A 12,780-nucleotide genomic window follows, 5' to 3' on the forward strand; every position below is an offset into this window, starting at 1 on the left:
AGCTATGAGGCTGTTCCCTTCTAAAGCTTGTTATCAATATCATTTTTCGATTTGATCCGTTTCCAACCTCGCAGGTAAGTATAGGCGACTTGCAATTGGCGATCGTTGCGGAAGATGTAAGGCCACTGGCTGAATTCTGACTGAATACCGCTATCGCGAGCCATATCGCTCAAGTCTTCGCCCTTGATATGCCCCTTAAGGTCGGATTCTTTTTTCATACGTGGCTTTTGATCGACTGCTGCTGAAACATAAACATCAGGTGCGATGCCCTTAGCCTGGATGGATCGATCCTTGGGCGTGAAGTAACGGGCTACCGTAATCTTCAGGCCAGAGCTATCAGGCAGTGACACAAGGGTTTGAACAGAGCCCTTGCCAAATGATGTTGTTCCCATGACGAGAGATCTTTCATGGTCTTGCAAAGCACCTGCCACGATTTCCGAAGCACTGGCGCTTCCGCCATTAATGAGCGTCACGATAGGGAAGCTGCTAAAGGTCCCTCGCTTGTGGGCAAATTCCCGCTCAATATCCTTCTTGGTGCGGCCTACGGTAGAAACGATCAATCCACTTTCGACGAACATGTCTGTAATCCGCACAGCTTGGTCCAACAAGCCCCCAGGATTATCCCTAAGATCAAGGACGATACCTTTGATTTTATCTTTGTTTTTTGTCAGTGTGCCCTGCATTTCATCGGCCGTGTTGTCTTGAAAACTTGCGATGCGGGTATAAAGTATACCTTGGCCCAAAAACTCAGATCTGACTGACTTAACTTTGATAATTTCACGGATGATCGTGAACTCCAGGGGCTCCTTTTGCTTTTCTCGCTTGATGGTCAGATTTATTTTTGTGTCGGGCTTGCCGCGCATCATCTCAGTGGCTTGGGAACCTTTCATATCTTCTACTTTTACGCCATCAATGGCGATGATCTCGTCTCCTGACTTGATCCCTGCCTTGTGCGCTGGAGTATCCTCGATCGGCCGAACAATGATGAGCCTTTTGTTTTCAGTGGACACAATGATCCCAATTCCACCAAATTTCCCTTGGGTGTCGATCGTCAGCTGCTTGAAGGCCCGGCGCGGCATCACTACCGTGTGAGGGTCTAGCTGTGTCACGACTCCTTTCATCGCCTCATAGACCATATCTTCATAGACGACTTTATTGGGGTCTACATAAAGATTTTCTAGGTAGAATAGACCTTTTGCTAGGGTCTCTATAGACTTATAGCGATTCCCTGAAGGGTTTTTTTCCGCGGCAGAAACGCTCAACGCAAGGCCGAGAGTTACTGCGAGGCTCAAATTCTTAAACATAAGTTACTTCGCCAAAAAATGATGTCATCACGATATTGCTATTGGGAGCAAAACCTATAAGACAAGGCTTGCTCAAAAAACTGTGGGAAGATTGTACAAATCGTCTAGAGACGATTTTTTTGAGCGTAACGAAGTGTGATAGGTTTTGCTCCCATAGATAATTATATACATCTAAAACGATTTTGGGGATGATTTTTGCTTGCCATTATTTTCAGCGCGGTTTTTCCGCGCACGAGCATTGGCCATGTCACGCTTGGCCCGGCTGCGGGCGATCTTCTTTACCATAGTGATCAGTTTTTCAGCTTTTTGACGACCATCGTCTGGGATTTCTTTCTTATTAAGGTATCGGCGGAGAATGATGTATGCTGACTTGTGTTTTCCAGATGCAACAAAGCCCATGGCAAGGGCATTCACCGGATCGAAACATTTGGGGCATGCAGACTTAGCTTTACTAAATGTTTTCTGTGCGTCTACCGGGCGTTTGGTGCGTTCGTAGAGCTGGCCGAGTCTCATCAGTGATAAATAGTAATTGGGGTTCTCGCTCAGCGCTACTATGTAGTACTTTTCCGCCATGCGATTGTTTTGGTTTCGCTCTGCAGCCAGGGCGATATTGTGGAATATCCGCTCAGGATGTTGATAGTTCTGAGAAACTGGATCATCTTTGACTTTTTTCAAAACTTGAATCGCCTTGGCAAAGCGACCGGCTTCTATATAGGCAGAGCTAAGATTTAAGGCTACGGATGTTCGGGGGTGCACTGTATACGCCCGGCGAAAATATTTGATGGCTTGGTTGGGGTTTTCCAGTGCTAACTGTGTGAGTCCCATAAGGTTAAGGAAGTCTGGGTCTTTGGGGTGAAGTGTCAGCAAGCGCCGAAGTTCCTTGAGAGCCATGTTGGGAACTCCTTTGTTGAGAAAGTTTACAATCAAACTCTTTTGTGAGGCTAAGATCGCTTGCTCTTTCGACTGCTCTTCCTGGTTTTTGTGGATGGTTTGACAGCCAAAAAGAGGTATAATAAAAGTAAATATGACGCATAGAAGACGATGTTTCATGTGGTTTCCTCGCTTGGAATGCTGAGTAGACTTATTAATAGTTTAATACTCTTCAGGTTCTGAGGAAAGGTAACCCCAAAGAGAGGTAAGAATATGACGAAGCCGGAAGACAAAGGTCAAGAGCCTGCCGAAGAAAAAACCCTTTCTCCTGCTGAAGAACTTGCCACCAAGCTCTTAGAGTATCGTCAGGATCGAGGTCTTTCAATAGAGCAAGTTGCGATGTCGACTAAGATTTCTCTGCCGTTTATCGCAGCTCTTGAAAAAGCGTCAACCAAAGATTTGCCTGAAGAGGTTTTTACAAGAGGTTTTGTAAGAAACCTAGCGAAGCTCTACGATAAAGATCCCCAAGAGCTGTTACATCTTCTAGACAAAGCTTTAAAGCCTCAATCCACTCCCAAGTCCAATCAAAATCATGACAGAAAACCTTCTTTTGCAAAGTCTGCTAAACGGGCTAAGCCTCGCACCTTGGGAGTGGCAAGATCACGTTTTTCAGGGGTTAAACTTCTCAAGCCTGTACCCTTTGCTTTGCTCGCCGTGGGCTTGCTACTGGGAATTGGTGTTACCTATTGGGGAGTGACGCAGAAAGATGATGGAGCAATCACCACAGAATTCAAGCCCAAAACCAGCCCTAATACAGCAGCAAAGCCTTCTGATAGCGAGCCTGTCAACCCATCAGCACCTCCGGCTGCAAGTCCGCCACCACAAGAGTTGGTAATTTCGAAAAGTAAGCAGAAAAGCCAGGTGAAAAAAGTCTTGAATAAAGACAAGTCCGATCCCAATGGGCAGGTTGTGGAAGTTACAGTTCGAGAGAAAGTTCGTCTTCGGATTGCTAAGGATGGTGGTGCTTGGGTCACAGAAACATTAGCGCCCGATTCCTATAAGTATCGATTTCAAAATCAAATGCGGATGTTTATCTACGACGCGGGAGCTGTCGACGTCTCTTACAACGGAGATCCTCTAGGAAAATTAGGTGTCAAGGGTGATATTCGCCGCCTTGCATTTAAATCAGACAAGAGCAAAGGTATCGAATAGGCCCTCACTTTTTGCAGGGATTGTGTTGTTTCCCAAGTTTGATCTCGCCTGAAAATTGACGCTCAGACTAAAGGTTTGTCCCCAGTAGCCGAACAGAAAAATGAAGATACACTCTTCAATTACGAGAAGGACGAACCTGCTGGGGTTCATACGGAGTCGAGGGAGTGTGCAGGCCCAAGATGGGTCCCAATTGCCAAGAGGGCAGTTGCTCTTTCTCCTTACCTCTCTTTTCCCTATGTCGAATAGCCTTAGAATGCCTGTCTAAATTTTTAAACAGCTAGAATAATTAGAATTTTACTTCCTGACTTTGATTGCCTGCATTTTGGAATGCGTGTAATACTAGTGGTCTTGTGATTTATACACCGGGCCGGAGGAAAAATTTGTCCATTCGAAGCTTTATCGATCCCGTCGAGCTACGGCAGGAAATTGCAAATCTCAAGAAAGCAGGGGGGAAGATAGGGTTTGTACCAACAATGGGCGCCCTTCACCAAGGTCATCTTTCTCTTCTCCAGCAAGCGAAATCTGAGTGTGATTACGTGGTGGCGAGCATCTTTGTCAATCCCAAACAGTTTGGGCCAAACGAGGACTTCTCTAGCTATCCACGGATGATTAAGGAAGACTTGGAGAAGCTTGAAGAGCAGAACGTTGATGCTGTGTTTTTACCCAACGCAAGGGATATGTATCCCGAGGGCTTTCAAACCTATGTGGATAACGAAGAGATGTCCCAGGTGCTGTGTGGAGCAAATCGCCCAGGGCACTTTCGCGGGGTTTTGACAGTTGTGATCAAGCTTCTGAATCTCGTTAATCCAGATCTCGCCATATTCGGTAAGAAGGACTACCAGCAGCTCAAGGTGATTCAAGCGATGGCCCGAGATCTACATCTGCCGATGAGCATTGTGGGTGGTGAGATTGTGCGGGAGCCAGATGGCCTGGCGATGAGTAGCCGAAATCTTCGCCTGTCAGCAGAGGAACGGCAGCAAGCACCTCGATTGTACCAAGCTCTAGAAGGTGTTAGAGAAAGCTTCAACACAGGCAATCGCGAGCCTAAGTCCTTGCTAAGGAGCTTTCAAAAGCAAATGGAAGGGACTGGGTTTCGCTTGCAGTATGCAGAGATTCGCGACCAGGAGCACCTGGTCGAATTCACAGCTGAAATCGATAAGCCTGCAGTGCTTGCGGTGGCAGCGTTTTTAGGCTCAGTAAGGTTGATTGACAATATCGAGTTAGGAATATGAGAATGAGTTTTGTTCGGCACCAAATATCCCAGCTGTGGACCCTGTTGCTAAAGCCTATGATGCTCTGGATTGTCAGTCGTGCTAATCCGGAAACCCCCGGCAAGGAGTTCGATTCTAAGGAAGCCTTGATTGTTTATATTCTGCCGAAGAAGTCCTATCTCGATCGGATGGTGCTTGAGAACATGTGTCGCAAGCATAAGCTACCCATCCCAGAATATACCCTAGACGTGAAAAAGAAGCGCTCAGCGACCGTTGCCTTTCTATCCAATCCTGGTTTGTTCCGAAACCGTGTCACCCGTAAGTCCGGTCAGGATATCAAGACGATTGTTGAGCTTCAAAAGAAGTTTCCAGATCGCAAGATTCATTTGGTTCCTGTGTCCCCCTTCTGGGGTAAAAACCCAGGCCGTGGGGAAAATTCCATTTGGAAGCTCTTGTTTAACGATGACGAGAGTGCTGGTCGCTTGCAACGATTTTTGATCGTATTATTTCAGGGGCGCAACAATGTTGTCTATTTCTCGACGCCGTTTTCCTTTGATGATATTGCTCGTGGGGAAACTGATGTTGAGCGCCTGAGCCGTAAAACCAGGCGTGTCCTCCGGGTGCACTTCCGTAGGCAGCGCAATACAGTATTGGGCAAAGAGTTATATATCCGTGAGCAAGTGGTCACACGGGTGGCCAAGGGCAAGATGGTGCGCACCGTCATCGATCATGAAGTCAAGACCAAGTCCAGCCGCTCAACGGCACGGTCTTTAGAAACCAAAGCGCGCCGCTATACCCGAGAGCTTGCCGCAGACCAAATGTATACGATGGTCAGGGTCTTCGAGATCGTCCTCGGAAGGCTCTGGAACAAGCTCTTCGATGGCGTTGAAATCCAAAACTTGGAAAATGTGCGAACTCTCGCTGAAAAAGACTTTGAGATCGTGTATGTGCCGACTCATCGAAGTCACTTAGACTACCTCTTGACTAGCTATACCATCTACCAAAGTGGGATGCCTTCACCCCATATTGCGGCTGGGATCAATTTGAACTTCTGGCCTTTGGGGTGGTTTCTCAGGCGTGCCGGGGCATTCTTTATTCGTCGCTCATTCAAGGGTAACAGGCTCTACACTGCAGTAGTGAATGAGTATATTCACTACTTGCTGACCCATGGCTACCCGATGACTTTCTTTCCAGAAGGCGGGCGTAGCCGCACCGGTAAGCTATTGCCTCTGAAGACGGGCATGCTGGCGATGATTGTGCATAGCTTTGTCAGAAGCTCCCAACGGCCTGTAGCTTTGGTACCTGTTTATCTTGGCTACGATAAGGTGATGGAAGTTGGCAGCTATATGAGCGAACTCAGTGGTAGCAGCAAGAAAAAAGAATCGATTTTTGCGCTGCTCAAGGCCAGGAAACTCTTGCGATCTTACTATGGCAAGGCTTATGTCTCCTACGGTGAACCCATTGTGCTTTCAGAATATCTCGATCAACACCAACCTCAGTGGCGTGAAGTGGGTGACGAGGTGGAACGCCCTGACTGGCTTCCCCGTTTAGTCCAGAATCTGGGCTATGAGCTATCGGTTCGTATGAACCAGACAGCAGTGATGAGCCCCATTTCAATGGTCTCTCTCAGTTTGTTGTCGTCTTGGCAAAAGGCCTTACCCAAATCTGGAGTGCTGAGCTTTATCGATACCTTGATGGAGCTTCAGAATCATCATCCATACCATAGGAATCTCAAGTATCCGACCATGACGGCAGAGCAGGTTCTAGAGCAGGTGGGTAAGCTTAAAATGCATTCAGAGTTCAAGCACGCCGGCGGTGATGTCTTGCACTTGAGCGAAACGGAAAGCATTTTGATCTCCTACTACAGAAATAATGTGGTTCACTTGATTGCGATTCCGTCGTTGATTGCTCGGTTTTTCAAGCATCAGGAGCGTGTTCCACTTACTGAAATTGCTGAGGGGTGCTCTGAAATATATCCCTTCCTGAAGGAGGAGTTTTACCTTTCTTGGCCAGAATCTGAAGTTGTCAGCGTTGTTGAAGGGTATGCGGATGTGATGGTGAAGGTTGGGCTTCTGATGCGCGATGGTCCAGTGTTGGTAAGGCCGGTGCCGAGTTACGATCAGTCAGAAAACTTGAGCATCTTGGGTAACTCGTTGGGCCTCACCTTTGAGCGCTATACAATTACAGCAGCTCTTCTCGCGAGACATACCAAAGAGGGTTACGTGGATTCGAAGGCCTTTGAAATGCAGTGTCAAAAGATGGCGCAGAGGCTGGCGATATTGAATGGAGTTAATAATCCTGAGTTTGTTGAAAAGTCTTTTGTGGCCAAGCATGTGGCACTCCTTAAAAATAAGGGGCTTTTGAAACCCCAGGAAGACGGTAAGCTTCTCATCGATCCAAAAGTTTCTACTTTGGCTAGAAACGCGATGAAGCTGCTTAGCTACGATGCTCGGCATAGCATCGATCGTATTTTTGCAGGAAAGTAGATGGCACGTTGGAAATATAATAAAAATCGCGACGACGAGTACTTTCGCTATGACAAGATTCGCCGTGGCAAAGATAAGCGGAAGAAGAAGCAAGACGGCGAAGAAAAGTTCGTTCTCGACGAAGTGCAGTGGAAAAAGGAAGATGGTTGGTTCCGAGCCCGAGTGGTCGAGGTCCAGAAGCGATATGCCTTCGTTGCTCCTCAAGATGATGATGGCACGATTGATACCAAAGATGTTTGGTTGGGCACCGTCGCGAGAAAGTATCTTCAATCGAAGCGTATGGAACGCAACTCAGTTGCTGTAGGGGACGTTGTTCTGTGTCGCCCAACCGATGATCGAGAAGCTGATATCGAGACTGATATTCCCTGCTGTGTGATTGTAAACCTCGCTCCCCGGCATTCAGAAATCTCTCGCCGTGATCCTACCTCTCAAGAACGAAGTCATGTATTGGCAAGCAATGTGGATCAACTGCTCGTAGTTGCTAGTTATCAGTCCCCCCTTGTGAAATGGGGCTTGGTTGATCGCTACCTCGTGCTAGCTGAAGAGCAAGGAATCGAGCCGATCATCGTTCTCAATAAAGAGGACCTTTTAAAAGAAGAGTCTGAGGAATTTCGGCAACGGTGTCGGGAAGAAATCGAAACCTACCGGCGGTTGGGCTACCGGATCTTTTCCCTTTCCGTGCTTACTAATTCTAAAGACCCTGCCATCACGGAGATTGGTGAGTTAATGAAGGATAAGGTGACGATCTTGAGCGGCCATTCCGGGGTTGGAAAGTCTTCCCTAGTAAATATGTATCGGCCGGAAATTGTTCAAGAGGTGGAGCCGGATGCTGATATCTTTTACAAAGGTCGCCATACCACCACCTATGCGAGCTTTATAGGGCTCGACACCGGGGGTTATGTGATTGACACTCCTGGCATTCGAAGTTTTTTGCTGGGTGATCGCAGTAGCATCGACCTTTCCTACAGCTTTCGAGAGTTCCGGCCCTATATGGGGGCGTGTAAGTTTCGCGAATGTCGGCACATCGATGAGCCTGGCTGTGCAATTTTGGATGCCTTGCAGAAAGGTGAAATAACGAATAGAAGATATCGATCCTACAAAGGATTACTACTGGGTGATACAGGGCGAGAAGGGCGTACTCGCGATGATGAACTAGAAAAAGGATAGAGGTGAACTATGTCATACTCGTTTGCGGATTCTGAAGAAATCAAGATGTTGCGTGAGTCAGTGCGAGACTTTGCGGAAAAGGAAATTGCACCCAAGGCACACGATCTCGATGAAAACGAAGAGTTTTCTGTTGAGCTTACCAAAAAGATGGGTGAGCTAGGACTTTTTGGAACTGTAATCCCTGCCGAGTACGGTGGCCAGGGGATGGACTACATCCAGTATGTAGTAGCAGTTGAAGAATTGGCCCGTGTAGATGGCTCTCACGCGGCGACCATTGCTGCTCATAACTCTCTGGGAGCAGCGCCCCTTTACTACTATGGTAACGAAGAGCAGAAGAAAGAATATCTGCCAAGCTTGTGTGACGGCAATGGGCTTTGGGCTTTTGGGCTTACAGAAGCTGACGCCGGTAGTGACGCTCAAGCAAGTAAGACCAAAGCTGAGTATGACGCAGCCAATGACGAGTGGGTCATCAACGGCTCTAAAATCTGGATCACCAATAGTGCCAGTGAGCTGACCAAAGGGATCACTGTTCAGGCTATTACCGGAAAGCGTGATAATGGCAAGAACGAGTTATCCTGCTTTATCGTTCCGGCAGATGCCAAAGGGCTAACGCGCAAGGTCATGCATGGTAAGATGATGTGGCGAGCTTCGAATACAGGTGAGCTGTACTTTGATAACGTTCGGGTGCCTAACTCTGCTATGCTAGGGAATAAGGGGGAAGGCTTTAAGCAGATGATGGAAACTCTCGACAATGGTCGCCTTTCCATCGGTGCTATGGGGCTTGGGCTTGCAAAAGGAGCCTTGGATCTCACGATTAAATATGCCAATGAACGACAAACTTTTGGGAAACCGATTGCCAAGCATCAGGCAGTGGCTTTCAAATTGGCTGAAATGGCAACTCGTATTGAGGCAGCAGAAGGCCTGCTTTACAAAGCAGCCTGGCTTAAGCAGGAAGGTCGCGACTTCCAAAAGCACGCGGCGATGGCGAAGCTCTACTGCTCAGAAGTTGCTGAATATTGTGCTCGGGAAGGCCAGCAAACCTTTGGTGGCTATGGATTGATGAAAGAGTACCCGATCGAACGACACTATCGTGATGCAGCACTACTACGGATTGGTGAAGGCACTAGTGAGATTCAAAGACTTGTTATTTCGCGATATATTGGCTGCTAGCTTTAAATGGAGCGCATGGATTGCGCTCCTCTATACTTTGCTTGGGTGCAGTCACTTTGGTGTTGGAACCCAGGCAAGCTACGATGATCGTTCGATCTCGGTTCTTACATCAAGTCTTTTCAATCAGCGGCTCTCCCCGCGCTACTCAAAACAGTCTTGGAAAGGTGATTGGCTTTTCCGTCGAGAACGATTGGAGCTGATCGATCGTGACTTGCAGGCCGTGCGGCCGGATTTGCTGGTTTTCCAGGAACTCCTTGCCCGACGAGGGAGCCCATCGGAATCTGATCGTAGTATCCTCTCTTATGGGGCTCTAGATGGCTATCAGTGGGAGATGCAGCTTGCTCGCTTTTATGAAGACACCCAGGAAGAGCAGTTTTTTGCTTTAGCTATGGGCTTACCGTTGCGACCTGGAGATCGATCGAAGTCGTCGGTTTTCAAATTAGGGGTCGATGGTGCTTTTTCTATTAGCCAAATATTCCTTGAGGATGAGCCCATTTGGGTGGTGAATGTTGAGATGCCTCAGGACGCTCAGAAGGTCGACGTCTGGTATGATGTTCTTACCAAAAAGCTGCGCGAGTATGGAGCTAAGGAATCGATCTGCGAAAAGCGGCTGATTGTTGCTGGCTATCTTCCAGGGCGGCTATCGTGGCCATTCTACCAGAGGTTTCTTCGTCAATTTAATCTGAAAGATACCTCCACTGGTTTCTGCGAAGTAGCGACTGACTGTCAAACGGGAACCCCAAGCAATGAAATTTTCCTCAATACCTCGGAAGGAAAGTCAGGAACTCAGGTGGATCGAATTTTAGCTCACGCCGAGTCTGTGGTGTATGCGAGCAGCGCCGAGCTAGATAATGCTGATAAGGTTACAACCCGCGGAGAGGTTTACGGTCTCCATAGTCATTGGCCCACACGGAGATTTGCTTGGAACTCAATTTTGCGGCTTCCAAAATGCGTAGGAATTCTTTGACGTTTTAGCCCAAGTGAGGCTTAAGGGTTGCTATGAGATCATCTGGATCGAGAAACGGCTTGTGCAGTGCGGCCTGCGCGCCTATCGACAGGGCTGTTTGCACTTTGGGGTGCGCATGATCGTGACCCGTGCTGATGAAAATAGGGATGTTGTCATTGTTTTCGCGAACGGTCTTGATGATATTGATCCCGGAAATGTCAGGCATCTCTAGATCAGTAATGATGGCCGAATACTGATTCGTCTGAATCTTGTTGAGCCCTTCCTCGCCGCTGACAACATACTCACACTCGAATTCGTCTTCCAGAAGAGTTGCCAAGATCTCGGCAATATCCCCTTCGTCATCGATAATTAAAAGTGATTTCTTTTCAGTCATTTGAAGCCAGTCCACGCAATCCCAATTGAGCCTTATTATAGCGGAGTCTCTAGTAAATATCGCCTATTTTTTGAGTCTATAGCTAATACCCACGGCAACTTCAAAGCCGTGAAGCTTATTGGTTTTGGTGCCGCGCCAACGATCGATACGTAGGGAATAGACAAATGGGCCTTGGATGTGAGCCAAACGAGCCGCGACCCCCACCCCAATTTCGGTTTCAAAATCAGGCTCCTTGACCAGAGGAAAACGGGATTTTTCATTGGGAGTCATGTAGATAAATTTGGTTCCCAACATCAAGTAGGTGGGGTGATACAGGCGAATGACATAAAGCGAATGATTGGATACCGAAAGGAGCGCAAGCTCCTTATTCAAAGCATCACGATAGTAGCTTTTGAAGCCAAGGCTGATACCCACGTTCCAGTGTCGATTGAGATAGTGATCGTAGCCGAGAAACCAAGTTTTTTTGTAAGGAGAAAATAGCTCCTGCGATCGAGCGATGGGAAAGTTTCCAGCAAGTTCTAAGGTTACATAGTCTTTGTCGAAGGGATTCAGTGGATCTGGTTTGCCAGATTTCCCGAAAAGGTTATGGTGGAACAGAAGCCCCCATAGGAAAAAGCAGAGGTATATTCGATAGGATCGCGAGGTTTTCATGTCCAATTCATCTTTCTCTAGTCATAAGGCCTGTGCGTCTGTGCCTTTGGCCCCCTGGGAAAATATTCTACTAATTCTTGCCGTATTTTCCATGGTATTACCACCTGCTTTTCAAGCAATCTCGACGGGGTTTGTGGCACTCTGGTGGCTATTTAGGCGTGGTTGGCGCCAAATTTTCCCCGAAGGTGAAGGGGTTGAGTCATCCGATCGGGTGCTCCACCTGATTCTAAAAGTGCTCCTCATAGGTCTTTTGGTATCCATCGCCTTTCGCTTGGCGTCGATGGTTGCAGAAATCCACCAGTACGGATGGAGCAATGCAGCGACTATTATTCAGCAGAATCTGAAGCTTATGGGAAAGTACGGCATTTGGGGGAGTTTTTTAGTGCTAGCCTTCCAGTATGCTGTGAGTCGCGGCTGGTCGATCGACGGCATCGTCAAACCTTTGGCGGTGTTACTCTCCCTGCTAGCCATCTACATGATTGCGCAACGCTACACTGGCATTCATTGGGTTCACGGTTTTAGTGGAACCTTGCCGGAGAATCGCTTTGCCTATGGGGTCTATCGAGCCTCGGGCTTTATGGCTCATCCCTTAACACTGGCCTATAACTTGATGCTAGTCATTTCTTTGTGCTTCGGCCTCGCCACTTTCCACCCTCAACGCCACACAGCTCGATACTGGTATCTTTGCGCCCTGATGGGGCTGGTTTGCCTATTTTTGACCAATTCAAGATTTCCGGTAATTCTGACCCTGGCTATGATTGCCATATATTGTGGGATCGGCCTCCGGCGCTCCATGCGGCTCTGGGCCATTGGAGGCTTTATTGTGCTTAGCCTTCTCGCTTCTTGGAGTATCAAAGATCGGTTTGGTGAGATATTCGATGAGCAAAGATCCTTGGAAGACCGCATCCCTCGTTTAGTTTTCTGGGAAGTCCACTGGCAAATGTTCAAGGACCAGCCTGTTTTCGGGGTTGGTTATGTCTTCAAAGACCAGCAGACTGTGGCCTACTACAACAAGCTTGGGTACAATGATCTAAAGAGAAAGTATTCGGCTCACAATATCTATCTGCAAACCTTGGCGGACTCGGGTATTACAGGTCTTCTTTCAATGTTCTCAATGATTTTAGCCCTTGTGATCGTCGCTTGGCAGCTATGGTATCGGTGGCACCTGCCGACACTAGGCATCATTGTCCTCTCCATGCTCCTAGCCGGTATGATGCAGAATATACTAAGGGACAGTGAGTTTCTTTCCGCGCTTTGGATGTCCTTAGCGCTCCTTTTAGTTTTCTTTAGGGAACGTATCTTTGCAGCAGGAAGTCAAATCAAAGATATCCAATCCTGACCGAATCATTCGCATCTTTATGCGAATGTG

At 47.7% G+C, this 12,780-nt stretch carries 11 protein-coding genes; 7 read left to right on the top strand and 4 right to left on the bottom strand.

Going from position 1 to position 12,780, the window contains the following annotated elements:
• Positions 1–20: 20 nt before the first annotated feature.
• Both B9N89_RS17655 and B9N89_RS17660 read right to left on the bottom strand, forming a co-directional pair.
• Positions 21–1,304, bottom strand: a complete 1,284-nt coding sequence (locus tag B9N89_RS17655) for a S41 family peptidase (RefSeq protein ID WP_132321576.1) — start codon at positions 1,302–1,304, stop codon at positions 21–23.
• Between the two features lie 171 nt (positions 1,305–1,475).
• A complete protein-coding gene (locus tag B9N89_RS17660; RefSeq protein ID WP_132321574.1) occupies positions 1,476–2,354 on the bottom strand; it encodes a tetratricopeptide repeat protein in 879 nt (292 codons plus the stop codon).
• A 93-nt stretch (positions 2,355–2,447) separates the two neighbouring features.
• Here B9N89_RS17660 and B9N89_RS17665 point away from each other — a divergent pair, with 93 nt between their 5' ends.
• The 6 genes from B9N89_RS17665 (at position 2,448) to B9N89_RS17690 (ending at position 10,387) form a co-directional block, all read left to right on the top strand.
• Positions 2,448–3,386, top strand: coding sequence for a helix-turn-helix domain-containing protein (locus B9N89_RS17665; protein ID WP_132321572.1), 939 nt, complete (start codon positions 2,448–2,450; stop codon positions 3,384–3,386).
• Positions 3,387–3,772: 386 nt separating this feature from the next.
• Entirely contained in the window at positions 3,773–4,618 is an 846-nt protein-coding gene (gene panC / locus B9N89_RS17670; protein WP_132321616.1) for a pantoate--beta-alanine ligase, read from the top strand.
• 2 nt (positions 4,619–4,620) lie between these two features.
• The gene (gene plsB, locus B9N89_RS17675) at positions 4,621–7,083 is read left to right on the top strand and encodes a glycerol-3-phosphate 1-O-acyltransferase PlsB (RefSeq protein WP_159455451.1); all 2,463 of its coding nucleotides are present in this window, start codon (positions 4,621–4,623) and stop codon (positions 7,081–7,083) included.
• Complete coding sequence (gene rsgA, locus B9N89_RS17680; RefSeq protein WP_132321567.1) at positions 7,084–8,250, top strand: ribosome small subunit-dependent GTPase A; 1,167 nt, start codon at positions 7,084–7,086, stop codon at positions 8,248–8,250.
• A gap of 9 nt (positions 8,251–8,259) precedes the next feature.
• Positions 8,260–9,420 (top strand): acyl-CoA dehydrogenase family protein, encoded by a 1,161-nt coding sequence (locus B9N89_RS17685; RefSeq protein ID WP_132321565.1) that lies wholly within the window; start codon positions 8,260–8,262, stop codon positions 9,418–9,420.
• Complete coding sequence (locus B9N89_RS17690) at positions 9,377–10,387, top strand: hypothetical protein (protein ID WP_132321563.1); 1,011 nt, start codon at positions 9,377–9,379, stop codon at positions 10,385–10,387. Before B9N89_RS17685 ends, B9N89_RS17690 begins: the two co-directional genes overlap by 44 nt.
• A 4-nt stretch (positions 10,388–10,391) precedes the next feature.
• Here the strand turns inward: B9N89_RS17690 and B9N89_RS17695 are convergent, their stop codons facing one another.
• Positions 10,392–10,760: a response regulator transcription factor gene (locus B9N89_RS17695; RefSeq protein WP_132321561.1), complete on the bottom strand. Its 369-nt coding sequence runs from the start codon at positions 10,758–10,760 to the stop codon at positions 10,392–10,394.
• A 63-nt stretch (positions 10,761–10,823) separates the two neighbouring features.
• A complete protein-coding gene (locus tag B9N89_RS17700; RefSeq protein WP_132321559.1) occupies positions 10,824–11,411 on the bottom strand; it encodes a hypothetical protein in 588 nt (195 codons plus the stop codon).
• Here B9N89_RS17700 and B9N89_RS17705 point away from each other — a divergent pair.
• Entirely contained in the window at positions 11,410–12,750 is a 1,341-nt protein-coding gene (locus B9N89_RS17705) for an O-antigen ligase family protein (RefSeq protein WP_132321557.1), read from the top strand. The two genes, B9N89_RS17700 and B9N89_RS17705, sit on opposite strands and share 2 nt — an antisense overlap.
• The last annotated feature ends 30 nt before the right edge of the window (positions 12,751–12,780 follow it).

It is taken from the genome of Pseudobacteriovorax antillogorgiicola (assembly GCF_900177345.1).
Taxonomy (GTDB): Bacteria; Bdellovibrionota_B; Oligoflexia; order Oligoflexales; family Oligoflexaceae; genus Pseudobacteriovorax; species Pseudobacteriovorax antillogorgiicola.

Bases quoted from the DNA above. Each gene is read 5' to 3' on its own strand.
- B9N89_RS17655 (WP_132321576.1), bottom strand. From the start codon at position 1,304: ATGTTTAAGAATTTGAGCCTCGCAGTAACTCTCGGCCTTGCGTTGAGC.
- B9N89_RS17660 (WP_132321574.1), bottom strand. From the start codon at position 2,354: ATGAAACATCGTCTTCTATGCGTCATATTTACTTTTATTATACCTCTT.
- B9N89_RS17665 (WP_132321572.1), top strand. From the start codon at position 2,448: ATGACGAAGCCGGAAGACAAAGGTCAAGAGCCTGCCGAAGAAAAAACC.
- plsB (WP_159455451.1), top strand. From the start codon at position 4,621: ATGAGTTTTGTTCGGCACCAAATATCCCAGCTGTGGACCCTGTTGCTA.
- rsgA (WP_132321567.1), top strand. From the start codon at position 7,084: ATGGCACGTTGGAAATATAATAAAAATCGCGACGACGAGTACTTTCGC.
- B9N89_RS17685 (WP_132321565.1), top strand. From the start codon at position 8,260: ATGTCATACTCGTTTGCGGATTCTGAAGAAATCAAGATGTTGCGTGAG.
- B9N89_RS17695 (WP_132321561.1), bottom strand. From the start codon at position 10,760: ATGACTGAAAAGAAATCACTTTTAATTATCGATGACGAAGGGGATATT.
- B9N89_RS17705 (WP_132321557.1), top strand. From the start codon at position 11,410: ATGTCCAATTCATCTTTCTCTAGTCATAAGGCCTGTGCGTCTGTGCCT.
- B9N89_RS17700 (WP_132321559.1), bottom strand. From the start codon at position 11,411: ATGAAAACCTCGCGATCCTATCGAATATACCTCTGCTTTTTCCTATGG.